The sequence below is a fragment of the Pusillimonas sp. ANT_WB101 genome, from assembly GCF_008369125.1.
Lineage (GTDB): Bacteria > Pseudomonadota > Gammaproteobacteria > Burkholderiales > Burkholderiaceae_B > Allopusillimonas.
In genome coordinates this window covers 734,426-754,203 of the sequence record NZ_VOAY01000003.1, presented here as the reverse complement: position 1 = coordinate 754,203, position 19,778 = coordinate 734,426, and the positions used below count along the sequence as shown (strand labels likewise).

Sequence of the window (19,778 nt, the reverse complement as noted above, 5' to 3'; positions counted from 1 at the left end):
GCTCGGGTATCTGCTCGGGTATCTGCTCGGGTATCTGCTCGGGTATCTGCTCGGGTATCTGCTCGGGTATCTGCTCGGGTATCTGCTCGGGTATCTGCTCGGGTATCTGCTCGGGTATCTGCTCAGGTATCTGCTCAGGTATCTGCTCGGGTATTGGCGGGGGTATTGGCTCGGGTGTTGGCGGGGGTATTGGCCGCAGTATTAGCCTAGGTGCTGGTTGAGCTACTGGCCCGAGTATTAGCGGAGGTACGAGCTGAGTTATTGGTGGGGGGGGAGCGGCGAGGTAATGGTGGTGGGGAGTGTGTGAAAAGAATGATGCTTGAGGAAACCAAGCAAGGCATAGCTCTGGGCCACGCGTATATCAGGATAACGGGCGAGCCGTTTTTACAGGAGGCGACAAGGTATGGGCTTTCGCGCACCGAGAAACTTGCAAGGAACACCTTGCCAGCTGGAAACAAAGAAACGCCGTAGAAAAACAGAAAGCTTAGGCGCGTCGAACGGCGACCGTGGCCATGGCTGAAACGCTGACCGCGTCGTTGGCGGCCTGCGTGACCTGTGTGGCAGCCTGAACCTGCACCGGATCGGCGTACCGCCCCCCGGGCAAGTACTCAACCGCCGTGTCGGCGCAACAGCCGCAACACGATGCAACACCCAGTTGCCCTTGCAGCTCGGACAACGTAGACGCCCCGTCGGCGACAGCGGATTGGACTTGGCGCTCTGTAATAGCGTTGCAGATACAAATAAACATGCGAACCATTATCAGCTAGAACCAAGATTCAGACAACTTACAAGATGTAAAAATCCCACAACATTACTGGGGGTATACGCGAAGAGTCAGTTACTCAAGTGCCGCACGGGCTTTGCGGCGTATGGCCGGCTCGATACCAGCCGCTTCGCGGTATTTGGCCACCGTACGACGCGCAATGACCACCCCTTGCTCTGCCAGCAAGGTAGCGAGGCGGCTATCAGATAGCGGTTTGGCGGGCGACTCATCTTCTACAAGCTTGCGCATCATAATTTGTACAGCTGTTGCCGATGTTGACTCACCATCGTCGGTGGCCAACGCCACACCGAAAAACCGCTTGAGCTCGATCACACCCCAAGGGGTTTGAGCATACTTTTGCTTGGTGGCACGCGAAACGGTGGACTCATGCAGTTCGAGCTGCTGCGCAATATCGCGCAAAATCAGCGGCCGCATGGCCTCGGGGCCCTGCTCGAAAAACGCCTGTTGTCTGTCGACGATGACTTGGGCCACCCTCAAAATTGTTACAAAACGCTGGTTTACACTTTTAATTAATCCATGAGCCTGCTGCAACTGCGCATACAACTCGGGCGAAGCCCGCGCGCCAGTAAGCAAGTGTTCGTAGCTTTGGTCCACACGCAGGCGTGGCATGACGGCGGGGTTGATGGCTGCCTGCCAGCGATTTCCTTGCCTGCGCACCAGCACTTCAGGCATGACATAGTCTGCGGTAGAGGTAGACCAGTTACGCGCTGGGCGCGGCTCAAGCTGCAGCAACAAGGCATGCGCGGCGCGCAGCGTGTCATGCGTACACGAAATTGCCTCCCGCAGACGGGCGAGATTACCGGTGGCCAGCAAAGCAAGTTGCGTGTCTGCAATGATACGCGCGCATGCCAAGACCTCTGGGTCAGGTTTGGTGCCAGCGTGCGCCTTGATCAGATCAAGTTGCTGCACCAGACACTGCCCAAGCGATGTGGCAGCGATACCCGGCGGATCAAACGACTGCAGCAGCAGCAGTGCGGCCTGCAATTCGTCAGGCTGCACCTCGAGTTCTGGCGGCAAATACTGCAGCACTTCTTCCAGCGGCGTAGCCAGGTAGCCGTTTTCGTCAAGCTCGTCGATCAGCACACTGACTAATGCCATGTCGCGTGGCTGGGCGCGTGTGAGGCGCAGCTGACTCAAAAGATGCTCGTGCAGGGTTTCGGCCGTGGCTGTCTCTGGCCTAACGGTATCGTCATCGGCTCCGCGGGCTGAAGACCGGTTGGATAAACCCAACACCGGCCAACGTTCTTCCTGACGTGCTACCGTATCAGCGTTATCAATGTCATACTCTTCCTCACGTTCGAGCAAAGGGTTCTCTGCGAGAGCCTGGGCCACCTCCTGCTCCAGATCGTGAGTCGACAGTTGCAGAAATCGAATTGATTGCTGCAACTGTGGTGTCAACGCCAATTGCTGGTGCTGACGAAGCTCTAATGACTGGCGCGAATGCATAGATAAAATACGTGTATGAAAGCAACTTCACTGCAACAACAACAGCCTACCAGACAAGACCACACTTTATTGCGCAATACCTTGCTCAAGCTGACAGCAAGGCAAAAGATTCTGTGTGTTGTGATTATCGTCGTCGTAGCGATTATCTGGTACAACCTTCTCACTCGCCTGGTGTTATTTGGACGCGGCATTGATTACAACGGTCTGCACGCGCTGGGCGTACAGGCCGTGGCCCTGCTCAACCAGTACAACCCATTTTTCTGGTGGGCGGTTGTTGCCTTGTGCACACTTATTATTGCCTATTTTCTGTACGGCTTCGTGCAAAGCACCAACCGCCAGGCCCGCGCAAAGCTGGTCGACGAAGACACCATTGCACAGCTTTCCCAGCAGCTTTCACCACCCGCCCTCGAAGTATTGCGCTGGTCGTGGGACGATCGGCGTCGCCCCATCTGCGTAGGTGATCTGCAGCGTGCGGCAGCCGAGCTGCGTGCAGGCCGGTCAGGCAAAATCACGCTGGCGCGGCGCCATGCCGCCCTGTTGGGCCAGCGCGGCACGGCGGTAACCTCTGTCGAGCCCGTATACGATAGCATTCCCGTCACCGCCCTGCCCTCTGAAGACAACCCGGGCTAAGCCAGCCCCTCGCCGTTAAAGCGTATGCCTGTGTTCACACGGGCAGTGCTTAGCCATGAAACACTTAAAAAAACACATCCAAAGCTTGCCACACGCTGTCTTTTGTGTTTGACTATCGCTTATGAAGTCAAAACGCGCACAATTTAGCATTTCACGCACCGGCACCCTCGCCGCTGTGCGTGTGCGTGTTTCTTGCGAACCCACAGCGGTTCTCTCTCCCCTCGCGCTATCCCTGCTACTACCGATCGGTTGCCGGGCCTAGCGTCTCGTGGCAGTTCGGCAGCCTGTTTCAGCCACACCCCCCTAATTCCAGTCAAGTCCATGTACGCTGCGCCGTGATCCGGCGATACGCGACGACGCGACAAAAATAGAATCAACAAAAAACCGCACAGGTGCCCCATGCCCATGATCTCTAATCCTTCCGACAAATACCGTCCGTTCGTAGCGTTTACCCGCGACTTCTCTGAACGAACCTGGCCCAGCAAACGCATCACCCATCCGCCAATCTGGATGAGTACTGATCTGCGCGACGGCAATCAGTCGCTGATCGAACCCATGAGCGTCGACCGCAAGCTGCGCTTTTTCGAGCAGCTTGTCAAAATCGGACTTAAGGAAATCGAAGTGGGCTTTCCTTCAGCCTCGCAGACCGACTTTGATTTTGTGCGCAAACTGGTCGACGAAGACCGCATACCTGACGACGTCACCATTATTGTGCTGACGCAGTCGCGCGAAGACTTGATCCAACGTACGGTAGAGTCCGCCGCAGGGGCAAAGAACGCAATTGTTCACCTCTACAACGCCTGCGCACCCGCCTTCCGCAAAATCGTCTTCAGTATGAGCAAAGACGAAGTAAAAGACATTGCACTGACCGGCACACGCATGGTCAAGGAATACACGTCACGTCACCCTGAAACAAGCTGGCGTTATGAATACTCGCCTGAGGTGTTCAGCACCACGGAGCCTGAATTCGCATTGGAGGTGTGCAATGCCGTCGCCGAGGTGTGGCAGCCCACGCCTGAATCAAAGATCATTTTCAATCTGCCGGCCACCATTGAGGCGACCACGCCCAATATGTATGCTGACCAGATCGAATTCATGCACAACAACCTCAAGAATCGCGACTGTATTGTCTTGAGCCTGCACCCACACAATGACCGCGGAACAGCCGTGGCTGCGGCCGAGCTTGGCGTCATGGCCGGCGCTGATCGCATCGAGGGCTGCCTGTTCGGCAGCGGCGAGCGTACCGGCAACGTATGTCTGGTTACCCTGGCGCTCAATCTTTACACTCAGGGCATACATCCTGGTCTTGATTTCTCTGACATCGATGAAGTACGCCGTTGCGTCGAGTATTGCAACCAGCTGCCCGTGCACCCGCGCCACCCCTATGCGGGCGACCTCGTGTTTACCGCGTTTTCGGGTTCGCACCAAGACGCCATCAAAAAGGGTTTTGCACGCCAGGAGGCCGACGCCCCCTGGGAGGTGCCCTACCTGCCCATTGACCCGGCCGATCTGGGCCGCAGCTACGATGCCGTCATCCGCGTCAACAGCCAGTCAGGCAAAGGCGGGGTTTCGTACTTGCTTGAGCAGGAGCATGGCCTGGCATTGCCGCGCCGCTTGCAGATCGAGTTTAGTCGCGCCATTCAGCGCGTCACCGACGATACTGGCGCTGAAGTCACGGCCCGCGATGTGTACAGCATTTTTTCACGCGAATACCTCGAAATGACGGGTCCATGGAAACTCATCCGGCACCGCATAACGGGTAGCCCCGAAGAACGGGACGGCAAGCAGTTTGCCATTGAGGTGGAGCTTGAAGAAAATGGTCAGACACGCCACCTGAGCGGCACAGGCGATGGTGCACTCTCGGCGTTTATCGACGCGCTCGACGTCCCTGCACGTGTTATGGACTACACCGAGCATGCCATCGGCACGGGCACCGACACTCGGGCGGCCAGCTATATTGAGTTGCGTGTAGGCGATTCGCCCACTGGCTTTGGTGTGGGCATACACGGCGACATCGTGACCTCGTCATTTCTGGCTGTGCTCAGCGCGATCAATCGGCATGATGCCTTGCAAAAGGCCGAGGCCATGGCGGCGTAAATACAAGCCAGGCTTGAGCATCAGCCCCGGCCTGGCTGCAACCTTGCCCTGAATGAATGCCCGCGATATAAAACAGAAGGACGCGCCTTCGGCGGGTGGCTGAGCGCCCAGGCCTGCCCCATACAATTTGGGCCAGCCGCTCGGTAAAAGCCCTGCAAAGCTCACGAAGCCTTGCAGGGCTTTTTATGCCAACTTACCTGACAGATGCAGCTTAAAAACCCACAACCCGACCAGGCAGATCAACATTGATATGCGGCTTGTTGAGCGAAAGCGCGGTTTGCTGTGCAAATTGCTCGGCCAAATCTTGATTTTGCGACAGCTCTGTATAACCCAGCGAGTCTGCAATACCCAGAATTTTATCGAGCAGCAAAACTTTACCGCTGAGCCGGAAAGGCTCGCAGCCCAACCTGGCCCAGGTTTCGTCCAGCCAGTCTCGGGCGGCTTGCGCCGCCGCATTGTCGGGCTGGACATCGGCAACCAGATTGAGCGTCTGATGTTTATTGAACACGATAACGACCGTGCTTTGCATGGGTATTCCTTGTTTTATTCTGACCAATTAAAACGGTGCCCCGCGTAAGCGGGCTTGCCGTCTTACCAGATGGGGGCCGGTTCCCAGACCACATCAGCGTCTTGCTCTAGCGAAAGACGCAACATGGCCAGCAAAGGGAATGCACGCCGGCGAAAACTGACAGGTTCCGAAATGGGGTGGGTTTTGGAATCGTTTTCATCGACATCGTCGGGTGCGTTAGGATCTGGTTCTAGCGAGATCGCCTGCTCAATGCCCTGAATGGCGGCTGCCAGATGGTCGCGGGTGATAACACCGCGTTCAGGCAACGCGTCGGTGTAAGGCTTGCCCGCCGCTTTGAGAATGGGCAGGGCGTGCTGCGAAAACATCAGCACTTCTGCTGCTGCCTTGGAATGAAAAACCACTAGCATATTTTAGTTTCCTTCAGTGGACACATCTCTACACTACTCTAACTTCGTAACACTGCCAAGCATCAGAACAGTATGTTTGACCCCGGCAGAATCGAGCTTATTCTAACCGTAACACGCGGTACAGTGGCGCAGGCACGGGGAGGGAAATCACGCTATCATTTACCCGTCGCAGCCCACGTCTGGCCTGCATCCGCTTTTGCGCCAAAATCAACGGCCGGCGGCTCCAATTATTTCGAATACAGATCATATATGCTCCCAGGGCAACAACAACAGCTCATCGCACTTATCACTACCGTTATTGGCGGGCTACTGCCCGATGCCACACCCGCTGTAAAGCTTGAGCGACCCAAAGTCGCCTCGCATGGTGACATCGCCACCAATGCCGCCATGCAACTGGCCAAGCCGGCACGCCGCAACCCTCGTGAACTCGCACAACAAATTATTGACGGGCTTTTGCAGCACGACGAGGCCAAGGCCCTTATCGCTTCCGCCGAAGTGGCTGGCCCCGGCTTCATCAATTTCAGGCTTACCACGGCCGCACGTCAGGCCGTATTGCTGGCCATTGGCGAAGAAGGCATAGGGTTTGGTCGGCAGGCGCCTCGGGCTGACAAAGTGCTGGTTGAGTTTGTATCAGCCAACCCCACGGGGCCGCTGCACGTGGGCCATGCACGGCAAGCAGCATTGGGCGACGCTCTGTGCCGGCTTTTTGCCGCGCAGGGCTATCAGGTAACACGCGAGTTCTATTACAACGACGCTGGCAACCAAATCGATAACCTCGCCATCAGCGTGCAGGCGCGCGCCCGTGGCATTGAGCCCGACTCAGACGGGTTTCCCGCCGACGGCTACAAAGGCGACTATATTTTCGAGATCGCCAATGACTTTATCGCTGGCGCATCGGTGCAGGCCGCCGACGGCGAGTCGGTCACCGCTACCGGAAACCTAGACAGCCTTGACGATATCAGGCACTTTGCCGTGGCTTACCTGCGTCGCGAGCAAGACCTTGATCTGCAGGCCTTTGGCCTGAAGTTCGACAACTTTTACCTCGAAAGCTCGCTGTATACCAGCGGCCGGGTTGAGCAGACTGTTAACGCGCTGGTCGAGTCTGGCCACACTTATGAAAACGAAGGTGCACTGTGGCTGCGCACTACCGAGCTGGGCACGGGCGATGACAAAGATCGCGTCATGCGCAAATCGGAAGGCGGCTACACCTACTTTGTGCCCGATGTGGCCTACCATGTGGCCAAATGGCAGCGAGGCTTTCACACCGCCATTAACATTCAGGGCAGCGACCACCACGGCACGGTGGCACGGGTGCGCGCCGGCCTGCAAGCGCTAAATATAGGCATTCCAAAAACGTTTCCCGCCTATATTCTGCACAAAATGGTCAAGGTGGTACGTAATGGCGCTGAGGTCAAAATATCAAAGCGTGCAGGCAGCTATGTCACCATGCGCGACCTCATCGACTGGGTAGGGCGTGACGCCGTGCGTTACTTCCTGGCGCAGCGTCGGGCCGACTCCGAGTTTGTGTTCGACATCGATCTGGCGCTCTCGAAAAGCGAAGAGAACCCGGTGTACTATATCCAGTATGCACATGCCCGAATCTGCTCCATGCTGGCGCAATCGGTCCAACTGGCAGATCAGGTTCCTGACGCTCCCGTCGAAACACTGGTCGCACCGACCGAGTTTGCACTCATGCAGCGCCTGGCTGAATACCCCCAAACCGTAGCCCTCGCTGCACAAGATCTGGCACCCCATCACATGGCTTTCTGGCTGCGCGACTGCGCTGCCGACTTCCATGCCTGGTACAACGCAGAGCGGGTACTGGTCGACGACTTACCTCTCAAGCTGGCACGATTGCGGCTGGCCCGCGCAACCGCGCAGGTCATCGCCAATGGCCTAGAACTACTTGGGGTGTCCGCCCCCGAAAGGATGTAACGCGTTTATATGGCTCGCACACGCAGCAAATCTTCTCGCGCCAAGTCGGGCAGCAATACGCTGTTCGGCGTTATGGTCGGTTTAATACTTGGCTTGATCGCCGCAGTGGCAGTCGCTCTGTTCGTCACACAGGTCCCCATGCCTTTTGCCGACAAGTTTTCGCGCGACCCCGCCGCAACCCTATTGCCCGATGTAAAAGACGCACCTGATCCCAACATTGGCTTGTACGGCAAAAACAGCCCCGGCGGTGTTGCACCCACAGGGCCCATAGACACCGCACCGGCGCCTTTGCCTGGCCTGGGCGCTCCGGCACCCGCCCAGGGCAGCCCCGCCAAGCCAGAAGATGATCTGGGCAATTTTATTGCCGGGCTGGTCAAACCTACTGCACCCGCACCCACGCCTGCACCTGCGCCACGTGCCAGCACACCGTCTGCGCTGGTACCTGGCACCGAAGCGCCCGCCAAGGCGCCTGCAACGGCTGCGGGTACCCAGACTACGTATTTTCTTCAGGCCGGGGCATTCCGGTCGGCCAGTGATGCCGAGGCTGTCATGGCACGCATTCTCATGATGGGTCTGCCAGCACAGGTGCAACAGGCTACGATAGACGGCGGGGTTATCAACCGCGTTCGGGTCGGCCCATTTAAGGGCATCGACGAGATGAACAAATCACGCGCACGACTGGGCGAAGAAAAGATTGCCACCTCTGTCGTGCGCCCTTGAAACTCTCCGTTTGTTTTCGGGTCATACGGGTTCACGTTAACCAGGATTAATTAACCATGCAAATCAAAAACCTGCTTCTGCGCGCTCTTGCCATTGCCACTGTCGGGGCTTCCGCCATGTTTGTATCCAGCGCGCCAGCCATGGCCGCTGATCCCTATACAACGGTTGAACCCGCACAGCCTTCTGACACCACCGGCAAAATCGAGGTGCTTGAGTTTTTTGCTTACTCATGTCCGCACTGCGCACGCATGGAGCCACTGGTTGAGGCGTGGGCCAAAACCTTGCCTGAAAACGTGGTGCTAAAGCAGGTGCCGGTTGCATTCAACGCCAGCATGAAAGACCTGCAAAAGCTTTACTACACGCTTGAGGCACTTGATCGTCTGGATCTGCACGCTAAAGTGTTCGACGCTATTCATCAACAACACCAGCAAATTTACGACGCCAAAGCCATTGCTGCTTGGGTTCAAGACCAAGGCATAGATGCCAAGGCCTTCCAAGATGTCTACAACTCGTTTGGCATTCAGTCAAAAATCTCGCGGGCTGACGAGCTTACCAAGTTGTACAAAATCGAAGGTACGCCTAGCCTCGCCATAGGCGGCAAATATGTCACCTCGCCCAGCCAGACAGGCAGCTATGAGGGCACCATAAAAGAAGCCCAAAAACTGCTCGAACAAGTCAATCACTAGTCACGACATACAAGGCGGTTGCCAGCGCTCCTGCCAGGGGTAGGCAGCCGCATAGCCTTAACGCTGCCGCATGATCTGCCTCGATAATCATGTACCTTGCCAGGCTCTTGTATGCTCACCCTTGACATCGCACTCTCGTTTTTCGGCGTCGCTGTACTGCTGGCACTCGTCCCCGGCCCTGACAACTTGTTTGTATTGATGCAGTCGGCGATGTGGGGTCGTACATCTGGGCTACTTGTTGTGCTGGGCCTGTGCACCGGGCTGGTGGGCCATACCATTGCCGTAACAGCCGGACTGGCTGCCATCGTGGCGGCCTCGGTCACCGCCTTAACCGTGCTAAAGCTGCTGGGTGCCGCTTATTTGCTGTATCTGGCTTGGGGTGCGTTCCGCTCGCAGGGGCACGATCACAGTGAACAAGCACCCATGCAACTTGGTGCATGGTCACTGTATCGGCGCGGCATCATCATGAACCTTACCAACCCCAAGGTATTACTGTTTTTTCTGGCTTTTCTGCCGCAATTTACCTCACCCCAACGTGGTCTTGTCGCTTTGCAAACCCTCAGCCTGGGTGGGTTGTTCATACTCGCCACCCTGCTTGTGTTCGGGCTGATCGCATGGTTTGCGGGAGGGTTGGGCCAGCGCATGCAGACGTCGCCCAGCGCGCAAATAATCTTGCATCGCATTGCGGGGCTCGTCTTTTTGGGGCTGGCCATCAAGCTTGCACTGACACACCTCTAAAGCCTGACACATTTCTAAGGCCTGGCATATCTAAAGCCTGACACACCTCAAAAGCGCGGGCGAACCCGCGCCGCAGCACGCCCTGGCTGCACTACTACACGCGCGTAAAGCGAATAACCCCGTCTTCACCCGTGTTGCGCACAAGCTTGCCCTCAAAAAAGAGTGCATGCAGGTGTGCCAGTGCCTCGCCCATGGCAAAGCCCATCTGGTGGTGATCAAGTTTGCGATGAAACATGACCGGCAAGACATCGGCCGCACTGGCGGGCTGGGCACAGACGTCAAGCACTTCGGCAAGCCGCTCGGCGTGATGCGTGTGCTGCTGCATAATGCGCTCGTGCAAACCCTTGAAAGGCCGGCCATGCGACGGCAGCACCAGCGTATCTTCAGGCAGGTCGTCGTACTCTCGCAGCGAGTTCAGATACAGCGGCAGAGGATTAGCCTCAGGCTCATGATTGAATACGCTGATATTGGTAGAAATACGCGGCAGCACCATGTCGCCCGAAATCAGCACGCGTAGCGTGTCGCAATACAGGGAAGCATGCTCGGGCGCATGACCGTAACCCACGATAACCCGCCACTGCCTTCCACCGATATCGATGTTGTGCCCGTCCATAATGCGATGAAACGTCTCTGGCACCTCGGGCACCAGATTGATGTAGTAACCGCTGCGAGCACGGATAAACTCAAGCGCTTCGGGGTCGGCGAGACCATGACGTGCAAAGTGTTCCATGGCGCGCTGGCCGTTGGCGCCGGCGGCACCACCGTCGGGCCTGGACCACAGACGTGCTGTGACAAAGTCGGTATTGGTCATCCACAGGGGGGCATCCCAGCGCTCACACAGCCAATGAGCCAGCCCGATGTGGTCTGGATGCATATGCGTGACGATGACACGCAATACCGGCAGGCCATCAAGCGCCTCCTGAAAAATGTTTTCCCACGCGGCTTTGACCTCGTCGCGTGCAACGCCGCAATCGATAATGGTCCAGCCCTCGCGACCATCGATTTTGTCGCGTAGTAGCCAAAGATTAATGTGGTCGAGCGCAAAAGGCAGTGGCATGCGCAGCCAGCGGACGCCGTCAGCCACCGTGCGCAGGGTGCCTGTTGCAGGCAAGTCGTCGCCCCAGGGGTAGGTAAGCTTTTGTTCGTTGGGATTCATCTATGTCTCCAGCCAGCTAAAGAGTGAGAGTATGCCTCATCTCATGATTATGGCACTATACTTGACGTTAACGTAAACTGCGGATACTGCCTCATGACAGAAACAACCTGGAGCATCTCCGAGCTCGCCCACGAGTTTTCCATTACACCCCGCACCATACGGTTTTATGAAGATCAGGGCATCGTCAGCCCCAGCCGCATTGGTCGCACCCGCGTTTACCACCCCCGTGACCGCACCCGCCTGAGGCTTGCACTGCGTGGCAAGCGCCTTGGCCTGCAGATCAGCGAGATCGTCAGCCTGATCAATATGTATGACGGCCCGAAAGACACGATTGCGCAACTGGAGCGTTACCTGGCGCTACTTGCGCAACATCGCGATTTGCTGACGCGCCAGCGCCAGGATATTGACCTGACGCTCACCGAGATTGCAGAGCAAGCATCCGCCTGCGAAAAACTGTTGGCCGCGAAGCGTAAGTCTGCCTAGTTTACGTTTACGTAAACGTCATATAAAATGCCCGTGCAAGGTGCGCGATATCAACGAAATAATGCGGCGCTCATATACACTTGCCTGAATATGTTGCTGCCTACTGGAGACACACCATGAATCTACCTGGCCTAAACTTCGACCTCGGCTCTGATCTTGACATGCTGCGCGACGCCGTGCACGACTTTGCCCAGGCTGAAATCGCGCCCCGAGCGGCTGAAATCGACCACAGCGACCAGTTTCCCATGGAGCTATGGCGCAAGTTTGGCGACCTGGGCCTGCTGGGCATGACCGTAAGCGAAGAATACGGCGGCGCCAACATGGGATATCTGGCGCACATGATCGCCATGGAAGAACTCTCCCGGGCCAGCGCCTCGGTCGCCCTGTCATACGGCGCCCATTCCAATCTGTGTGTCAACCAGATTCACCGCAATGGCACCGAAGCCCAAAAGCAAAAGTATCTGCCCAAGCTCATCTCGGGCGAACATGTGGGTGCACTGGCCATGAGTGAGCCGGGTGCGGGCTCAGACGTTGTCAGCATGAAGCTGCGCGCCGAAAAAAAGGGCGACCGCTACGTGCTCAATGGCACAAAAATGTGGATCACCAATGGCCCCGACGCCGATACCATGGTGGTGTATGCCAAAACTGACCCAGAGGCCAAGCAGCGCGGCATTACCGCCTTCATCATCGAGAAGGGGTTCAAGGGCTTTTCGGTGGCACAAAAGCTCGACAAGCTGGGCATGCGCGGCAGTCACACGGGTGAGCTCGTGTTTCAGGATTGCGAAGTGCCTGAAGAAAACATTCTGGGTCAGCTCAATGGCGGGGTAAAAGTGCTAATGAGCGGGCTCGACTACGAGCGCGCCGTGCTGGCGGGTGGCCCGCTGGGCATTATGCAGGGCGTCATGGACGTCGTCGTGCCCTACATTCACGAGCGCAAGCAGTTTGGCCAGGCTATTGGCGAATTCCAGCTTATCCAGGGCAAAGTGGCAGACCTGTACACCACGCTGCAGGCTAGCCGGGCGTTCTGCTATGCCGTTGGCAAAAACCTTGACAAGCTCGGTAACGGCCACGCACGCGAAGTGCGCAAAGACTGTGCAGCCGTCATTCTGTATTGCGCCGAAAAGGCCACCTGGATGGCCGGCGAAGGCATACAGATTCTGGGCGGCAACGGCTACATCAATGAATACCCCACAGGCCGCCTGTGGCGCGACGCCAAGCTTTACGAGATTGGCGCTGGCACCAGCGAGATACGCCGCATGCTCATCGGTCGTGAGCTCTTTAACGAAACCGCCTGACCACACGCCGCGCCATGACGTACATCGGAGACCATCAGCGCATCGAGCCGGCAACCAGGCCGGGGCTAACGCCTGCAGCGGTTGCACAAGTCATTCTTGATGGCTTCAACCGCCACTACTCACTGTTTCGTTTTGGTGCGCAGCGCGCCAAGGCGCTGTTCGAGTCGGGCAACTGGCATGGCATTCAGCAATTGTCACGCGAGCGCATCGAGTATTACGACACCCGTGTGCGTGAATGCACCACCACGCTAAACAGTGCGCTTAAGGGCAGCGGCACTCGCCCTGCGGGCGGCCAGGACGGCGCCACACACGCAGACGCCAGCGACCATCCCGGCGAGTCTTCCGATGTTGCGGCTGGGCTCACCGCAGAACAGGCCGCCTTCTGGCAAGATGTTAAAGGCGAGTTTGTGGCGCTGCTGCCAGACCATCGCCAGCCTGAGTGTGCTGAAACCTTTTTTAATTCGGTTTCCTGCCGCATTCTGCACCGCGACTACTTCCACAACAATTTCATGTTCGTGCGACCGGCCATCGCCACTGAGTATCTCGAAAGCCGGCTTCCTTCGTACCGCGTTTATTACCCCACACGAGAAGGCCTGGTCAAATCGCTGCTGAAAATGATGGCCGATTTTGGCCTGGCCGCGCCATTTGCCGATCTACCGGCAGACATGCGGGCCCTTGTACGCCGGGCAGTGCACAAGCTGCGCCGTGATCTGCCTGGCGACGGCGGCCCTCGTATCGCGCCCGACTGCCAGATACATGTTTTAAATTCGCTATTTTTTCGCAACAAAGGCGCCTATGTCGTGGGTCGCCTGGTTAACCAGACCTCCATACACCCCTTTGCTATTGCACTGGTGCGCACACCTTCGGGGCATGTACGCGCCGACGCACTGCTGCATGAGGCTGACGACCTGAGCACGCTGTTCAGCTTTACCCGTGCTTATTTTCTGGTCGACATGGAAACTCCGGCAGCGTATGTCAACTTTCTGAATACGCTGCTGCCGCGCAAGCCCAAGGCCGAGCTCTACACCATTTTAGGCTTGCAAAAGCAGGGCAAAACCTTGTTTTACCGTGATTTTCTGCAGCATCTGGCGCATTCGCACGATAATTTTGATGTGGCGCCCGGTATTCACGGTCTGGTCATGGTGGTGTTTACGCTGCCCTCGTACCCCTACGTATTCAAGCTTATACGTGACCGCATCAAAAAAGACGGCATGGACCACCCCACGGTCAGGCGCAAATACCAACTGGTCAAAAAACATGACCGGGTGGGGCGCATGGCCGACACCTGGGAGTACTCACAGGTTGCCCTGCCGCGCTCGCGCTTTTCGCCCGCCCTGCTGCAAGAATTGCGCAAAGAAGTGCCCAGCCTGCTCGAAGAAAGCGACGACACTATCGTACTGCGACACGTGTATATCGAGCGACGCATGACGCCACTCAATATTTTCCTGATGCGGGCTAATGACGCTGCACTGGACGTCGCCGTAAAAGGTTACGGAGACGCCATACGCGAGCTGGCTGCGGCCAATATCTTTCCGGGCGACATGCTGTTCAAGAACTTCGGCGTCACCCGGTTGGGCCGTATCGTGTTTTACGACTACGATGAGATACAGCGGATGACCGAGATGAACTTCCGCCGCATACCGCCCGCCCCCAATTTTGAAGCTGAAATGTCGGGCGAGCCGTGGTACCCCGTAGGCCGCAATGATGTGTTTCCTGAAGAGTTCAGCGTTTTCCTGCTTGGCAACCCGCGAGTGCGGGCGGCCTTCATGAAATACCACGCTGATCTACTTGAGGCAGAATGGTGGAACATGCGTCGCCAGCGTGCGGCGCATGGACGTATCGAGGATATCTTTCCTTACCCCGACAGCCGACGGCTTTGTGCTGCGGCTGTCGGTCGAAAAACTGAGACCGACTCAACGCACCCCTAGGAGCAACTTATGTCCGATCCTATTGTTATCGTATCCATTGCCCGAACCCCCATGGGGGGAATGATGGGCAGCCTTTCAGGCCTTTCAGGCCACGAACTGGGCTCGGTGGCCATTAAGGCAGCCATGGAGCGCGCCGGCATTAAAGCCGAAGACGTCAATGAAGTCATTATGGGTAACGTGCTGCAGGCTGGCCAGGGCCAGGCTCCGGCACGCCAGGCGGCGCTGGGCGCCGGGCTACCCCTGGGCGTAGGCTGCACCACCATCCACAAGGTGTGCGGTTCAGGCCTGAAGGCAGCCATGTTTGCTCACGACATCATTGCAGCCGGCAGCGCCGACGTGGTGGTGGCGGGCGGTCAGGAAAGCATGAGCAACGCGCCTTATCTGCTGCTACGCGGCCGCCAAGGCTATCGCTTTGGTCACGACAAAGTGTATGACCACATGCTGCTCGATGGCCTCGAAGACGCCTACCAGCGTGGCACGGCCATGGGCGTGTTTGCCGAAGACTGCGCCAGTAAATATTCGTTTACCCGCGAGCAACAAGATGCGTTTGCGCTCGAGTCACTGCGCCGCGCCCGTGCAGCGACCGAAGACGGCAGCTTCAAATGGGAAATCGCACCCGTAACCATCAAGGGCCGCAAAGGCGACGTCGTGATCGACACTGACGAGGCCCCTACCAAGGCCATGCCCGACAAGATCCCCACCCTAAAACCCGCCTTCAAAAAAGACGGCACCATCACGGCGGCCAATGCTTCGTCTATTTCGGACGGTGCTGCAGCCATGGTGATCATGCGCGAATCTACAGCCAAAAAACTGGGTGCAACACCCATCGCGCGCATTGTCGCGCACACCCAGCACTCCCAAGAGCCCGAATGGTTCACCACTGCTCCTGTGGCTGCCATCGAAAAACTGCTGGCCCGCACCGGCTGGAAGGCCGATGACGTTGACTTGTATGAAATCAACGAGGCCTTTGCCGTCGTCACCATGGCTGCCATGACCGACCTGAAGCTGCCACACGAAAAGGTAAATATCCACGGCGGTGCCACCGCCCTGGGTCATCCCATAGGCGCTTCAGGTGCTCGCCTGCTGGCAACATTGGTAGGTGCGCTACGTCAAACCAAGGGCAAACGCGGGATCGCTTCCCTGTGCATTGGCGGCGGTGAAGCCGTTGCCATGGCCATAGAGATGGTTTAAGTCTGTCGTGTCTGCGTCGCAGTCATCCTCTTTCATTTAGTTAGCCAGGATTAGCAATGCCCGTCATCCAATCCCGTATCAACCCGCGGTCACAAGGCTTTATCGATAATGCCCGCGCTATGCAGGAACAGGTCGACGACCTGCGCGAAAAACTGCGACAGACAGCACTGGGCGGGGGCGAAAAAGCCCGCGCCAAACACCTTGCGCGTGGCAAATTATTGCCACGCGACCGGGTCGAGCGCCTGCTCGACCCGGGTTCGCCATTTCTTGAGCTGTCACCCATGGCAGCCTTCAATGTGTACAACAACGATGCTCCCGGCTCAGGCCTGATCACAGGCATAGGTCGGGTGTCGGGCGTCGAATGCATTATTGTGTGCAATGACGCCACGGTCAAAGGCGGCACCTACTACCCACTCACCGTAAAAAAACACTTACGGGCGCAAGAAATTGCCCGTGAAAACCGCCTTCCTTGTATTTATCTGGTTGACTCAGGCGGAGCCAACCTGCCCAACCAGGACGAAGTGTTTCCAGACCGCGAACACTTTGGCCGCATTTTTTACAACCAGGCCACGATGTCGGCACAGGGCATTGCCCAGATCGCCGTGGTCATGGGCTCGTGTACGGCGGGGGGTGCATATGTACCCGCCATGAGCGACGAGTCCATTATCGTCAAGGATCAGGGCACGATTTTTCTGGGTGGGCCGCCACTGGTCAAAGCCGCCACCGGCGAAATCGTCAGCGCTGAAGACCTGGGAGGTGGCGACGTTCACACTCGTCTGTCAGGTGTGGCAGACCACCTTGCCAACAACGACCTGCATGCGCTGGCCCTGGCCCGCCAGGCCGTCGGCCGCCTCAACCTCAAAAAGCCCGCGCCACAGCAGTTAAGGCCTTGTGCCGAGCCACTGTACGACCCTTCTGAGCTCAACGGCATTATTCCCAATGACACCCGCAAGCCCTATGACGTGCGCGAAGTCATTGCCCGTATTGTCGATGGGTCAGAATTTGACGAGTTCAAGGCCCGTTTTGGTACCACGCTGGTAACCGGCTTTGCCCACATACATGGCATGCCCGTAGGCATTATTGCCAATAACGGCATTTTGTTCTCAGAGGCTGCCCAAAAAGGCACGCACTTCATCGAGCTATGCTGCCAGCGCAAGATCCCGCTGGTGTTTCTTCAGAACATTACCGGCTTCATGGTGGGCCGCAAGTACGAAAACGAGGGCATCGCCCGCCATGGCGCCAAAATGGTAACCGCTGTGTCCACGGCCTCGGTGCCCAAATTTACCGTGCTAATTGGCGGCTCATTTGGCGCTGGCAACTATGGCATGTGCGGGCGGGCCTTTGGCCCCAGGCTGCTGTTTTTGTGGCCTAACGCGCGTATTTCGGTCATGGGTGGCGAGCAGGCGGCCAGCGTGCTGGCTACTGTAAAGCGCGATGGCATAGAGCGCCGCGGTGAAACCTGGAGCGCAGACGAAGAAGAAGCCTTCAAGGCCCCCATACGCGATCAGTACGAGCGAGAAGGCCACCCTTATTACGCCACCGCAAGGCTGTGGGATGACGGCATCATCATGCCATCCGACACCCGCCGCGTTCTGGCATTGGGCCTGGCGGCAGCGCTAAATGCCCCTATTGAAGACACGCGTTTCGGCGTGTTCCGCATGTAATCGCAAGGATCCGACGTGTTCAATACTCTTTTAATCGCCAATCGTGGCGAAATCGCCTGCCGCGTTGCAGCAACTGCCAGACGCATGGGCCTGCGCACCGTTGCGGTCTATTCTGATGCCGACGCGCGTGCTCGGCATGTTGCCGCATGCGACACCGCCGTCCATATTGGTGGCTCCGAGCCACGCGCCAGCTACCTGCGCGTTGACGCCATTATTGAGGCCGCGCGCCAAACTGGCGCTCAAGCCATACATCCGGGCTACGGCTTTCTGTCTGAAAACGAAGGTTTTGCAGAAGCCTGCGCCGCTGCCGGCATCGTATTCGTGGGCCCGCCCAACAGCGCCATTGCCGCCATGGGTAGCAAGTCAGCCGCCAAAACACTTATGGCAAAGGCCGGTGTACCCCTGGTGCCCGGCTACCATGGCGACAACCAAGATGCTGCGTTTCTGCAAGAACAGGCCGATGCTATCGGCTACCCCGTCTTAATCAAGGCCAGTGCGGGTGGCGGCGGCAAAGGCATGCGTATCGTCGAAAACAGCGCGCATTTTGCTGAAGCCCTGGTTTCATGCAAGCGTGAAGCAGCCAGCAGCTTTGGCGACGACAAGGTGCTGATCGAACGCTATCTGCAAAAACCCCGGCATATCGAAATTCAGGTATTTGCCGACACCCACGGCAACTGTGTCTACCTGTTTGAGCGTGATTGTTCGGTGCAGCGACGCCATCAAAAAGTCCTCGAAGAGGCACCCGCTCCCGGCATGACCGAAGAGCGTCGCAGCGCCATGGGCGAAGCGGCAGTTGCCGCCGCTCGCGCCGTTAACTACGTGGGGGCTGGCACCGTCGAATTTATTGTGGAGCCTGATGGCCGGTTTTATTTCATGGAAATGAACACCCGCCTGCAAGTCGAGCACCCGGTGACCGAAATGATTACCGGCCACGATCTGGTCGAGTGGCAGTTACGTGTGGCCGCAGGCCAGCCATTGCCAGCAAGCCAGCAAGAACTAACCATTACCGGTCACGCCATTGAGGCGCGCATATACGCCGAGAACCCCGACAACGGCTTTCTGCCCTCTATCGGCACTCTGGGTACGCTGCGCTTTCCTCCCCATGTTGAGTTTACCGACGGCGATATCCGCGTAGACGGGGGCGTCAAGGCCGGTGACACCATCTCGCCGTTTTACGATCCCATGATTGCCAAGCTTATCGTGCGCGGCGCGGATCGCGACCAGGCGCTGGCACGCATGGCGCGTGCATTGGGTGAAATTCGCTGTGTAGGTGTACAAACCAATATTGCCTTTCTGAAACGGCTTATCGAAGACCAGGCCTTTGCTCAGGCAGACCTGGATACCAGCCTGATCGAACGCCGCCACGATGCGCTGTTCCCACCCGCCGCACCCGCATCCGAAAAGGTATTGGCACTTGCTGTTGCTGCACTGCTGGCACGTCAGGGTATGGCGTGCTCTGACACAAATCGCTCAGCGGCAGCACCCATCGACCCCTGGTCGCTGCCCGATGGCTGGCGCGTCAGCGGCGACTACGGGCAGGTGTTTGGGCTAATCGAAGACAGCTCGCATCACGAAATCGCCATTCACCACGTCGAGCGGCGCTGGACGCTCATGGTCAATAACCAGCCCCTAGCTTTTGACTGGACAGTTACAGGTGCGGCTGACAACGACATGAAGGTGCGTGTACGGCTTGACGGTCATGACATCCTGGCCACGGTCATCATCGCAGACGGGCGCGTGCATGTTTTTGCGGCAAGCGGCATCAAGACGCTGCAAATACACGATGCCGTCGCCCATGCCGATGATGAGTCTTCCGCCCACGATGGTGGCCTGACCGCCCCCATGCCCGGAAAAATCATCAGCCTGACGGTCAAGGCGGGTGACAAGGTCACCCGCGGCGACGCACTGCTGGTCATGGAGGCCATGAAGATGGAACACACCATTACCGCACCGGCTGATGGCACGGTTGAAGAAGTATTTTTTAACGTGGGTGACCAGGTAACTGATGGTGCGGAGCTAATCTCAATAAGCCAGTAAAGCTCGATCTTGGTCGGGGCATTGTGCGGTTACCCGCATAATGCCCCCGCAC

18 protein-coding genes are annotated in these 19,778 nt (G+C 57.5%); 13 read left to right on the top strand and 5 right to left on the bottom strand.

Features of this window, described 5'->3' with window-relative positions; all coding sequences use genetic code 11:
- Positions 1–205, top strand: a 205-nt coding sequence (locus FQ179_RS22345) for a hypothetical protein (RefSeq protein WP_188074631.1), incomplete at its 5' end; no start/stop codon positions are given.
- Positions 206–484: 279 nt separating this feature from the next.
- Here FQ179_RS22345 and FQ179_RS16185 read toward each other — a convergent pair.
- Positions 485–748, bottom strand: coding sequence for a (2Fe-2S)-binding protein (locus FQ179_RS16185; protein ID WP_149398319.1), 264 nt, complete (start codon positions 746–748; stop codon positions 485–487).
- A gap of 90 nt (positions 749–838) precedes the next feature.
- Entirely contained in the window at positions 839–2,230 is a 1,392-nt protein-coding gene (rpoN, locus tag FQ179_RS16180; protein ID WP_149398318.1) for an RNA polymerase factor sigma-54, read from the bottom strand.
- Positions 2,231–2,245: 15 nt separating this feature from the next.
- On the opposite strand from rpoN, the gene FQ179_RS16175 reads away from it, so the two are divergent.
- Together FQ179_RS16175 and leuA are read left to right on the top strand one after the other, a co-directional pair.
- Positions 2,246–2,860 carry a hypothetical protein gene (locus FQ179_RS16175; protein WP_255475018.1) on the top strand — a complete coding sequence of 205 codons (615 nt, stop codon included), beginning with the start codon at positions 2,246–2,248 and terminating at the stop codon, positions 2,858–2,860.
- Positions 2,861–3,265: 405 nt separating this feature from the next.
- The gene (gene leuA / locus FQ179_RS16170) at positions 3,266–4,957 is read left to right on the top strand and encodes a 2-isopropylmalate synthase (protein WP_149398317.1); all 1,692 of its coding nucleotides are present in this window, start codon (positions 3,266–3,268) and stop codon (positions 4,955–4,957) included.
- Between the two features lie 211 nt (positions 4,958–5,168).
- Here the strand turns inward: leuA and FQ179_RS16165 are convergent, their stop codons facing one another.
- On the bottom strand, positions 5,169–5,486 hold the full coding sequence (locus tag FQ179_RS16165; protein WP_149398316.1) for a hypothetical protein: 318 nt from the start codon (positions 5,484–5,486) through the stop codon (positions 5,169–5,171).
- Between the two features lie 62 nt (positions 5,487–5,548).
- Complete coding sequence (locus FQ179_RS16160) at positions 5,549–5,893, bottom strand: DUF1840 domain-containing protein (protein ID WP_149398315.1); 345 nt, start codon at positions 5,891–5,893, stop codon at positions 5,549–5,551.
- 249 nt (positions 5,894–6,142) lie between these two features.
- Here FQ179_RS16160 and argS point away from each other — a divergent pair, with 249 nt between their 5' ends.
- From argS to FQ179_RS16140, 4 genes are all read left to right on the top strand, one after another.
- Positions 6,143–7,828, top strand: coding sequence for an arginine--tRNA ligase (argS, locus tag FQ179_RS16155; RefSeq protein WP_149398314.1), 1,686 nt, complete (start codon positions 6,143–6,145; stop codon positions 7,826–7,828).
- A gap of 9 nt (positions 7,829–7,837) precedes the next feature.
- On the top strand, positions 7,838–8,548 hold the full coding sequence (locus FQ179_RS16150; protein ID WP_149398313.1) for an SPOR domain-containing protein: 711 nt from the start codon (positions 7,838–7,840) through the stop codon (positions 8,546–8,548).
- A 56-nt stretch (positions 8,549–8,604) separates the two neighbouring features.
- Positions 8,605–9,234, top strand: coding sequence for a thiol:disulfide interchange protein DsbA/DsbL (locus FQ179_RS16145; RefSeq protein ID WP_149398312.1), 630 nt, complete (start codon positions 8,605–8,607; stop codon positions 9,232–9,234).
- A gap of 111 nt (positions 9,235–9,345) precedes the next feature.
- Positions 9,346–9,972: a LysE family translocator gene (locus tag FQ179_RS16140; RefSeq protein WP_149398311.1), complete on the top strand. Its 627-nt coding sequence runs from the start codon at positions 9,346–9,348 to the stop codon at positions 9,970–9,972.
- A 94-nt stretch (positions 9,973–10,066) separates the two neighbouring features.
- Here the strand turns inward: FQ179_RS16140 and FQ179_RS16135 are convergent, their stop codons facing one another.
- The gene (locus FQ179_RS16135; protein ID WP_149398310.1) at positions 10,067–11,128 is read right to left on the bottom strand and encodes an MBL fold metallo-hydrolase; all 1,062 of its coding nucleotides are present in this window, start codon (positions 11,126–11,128) and stop codon (positions 10,067–10,069) included.
- Between the two features lie 93 nt (positions 11,129–11,221).
- Here FQ179_RS16135 and FQ179_RS16130 point away from each other — a divergent pair, with 93 nt between their 5' ends.
- The 6 genes from FQ179_RS16130 to FQ179_RS16105 all read left to right on the top strand — a co-directional run bounded on the left by FQ179_RS16130 (position 11,222) and on the right by FQ179_RS16105 (position 19,726).
- Positions 11,222–11,611, top strand: a complete 390-nt coding sequence (locus tag FQ179_RS16130; protein ID WP_149398309.1) for a MerR family DNA-binding transcriptional regulator — start codon at positions 11,222–11,224, stop codon at positions 11,609–11,611.
- A gap of 116 nt (positions 11,612–11,727) precedes the next feature.
- A complete protein-coding gene (locus tag FQ179_RS16125) occupies positions 11,728–12,906 on the top strand; it encodes an isovaleryl-CoA dehydrogenase (RefSeq protein WP_149398308.1) in 1,179 nt (392 codons plus the stop codon).
- Positions 12,907–12,920: 14 nt separating this feature from the next.
- Positions 12,921–14,834 (top strand): bifunctional isocitrate dehydrogenase kinase/phosphatase, encoded by a 1,914-nt coding sequence (aceK, locus tag FQ179_RS16120; RefSeq protein WP_149398307.1) that lies wholly within the window; start codon positions 12,921–12,923, stop codon positions 14,832–14,834.
- Positions 14,835–14,843: 9 nt separating this feature from the next.
- Positions 14,844–16,025 (top strand): acetyl-CoA C-acyltransferase, encoded by a 1,182-nt coding sequence (locus FQ179_RS16115; protein ID WP_149398306.1) that lies wholly within the window; start codon positions 14,844–14,846, stop codon positions 16,023–16,025.
- A gap of 56 nt (positions 16,026–16,081) precedes the next feature.
- On the top strand, positions 16,082–17,689 hold the full coding sequence (locus FQ179_RS16110) for a carboxyl transferase domain-containing protein (RefSeq protein WP_149398305.1): 1,608 nt from the start codon (positions 16,082–16,084) through the stop codon (positions 17,687–17,689).
- 15 nt (positions 17,690–17,704) lie between these two features.
- Positions 17,705–19,726 (top strand): acetyl/propionyl/methylcrotonyl-CoA carboxylase subunit alpha, encoded by a 2,022-nt coding sequence (locus FQ179_RS16105; protein WP_149398304.1) that lies wholly within the window; start codon positions 17,705–17,707, stop codon positions 19,724–19,726.
- The last annotated feature ends 52 nt before the right edge of the window (positions 19,727–19,778 follow it).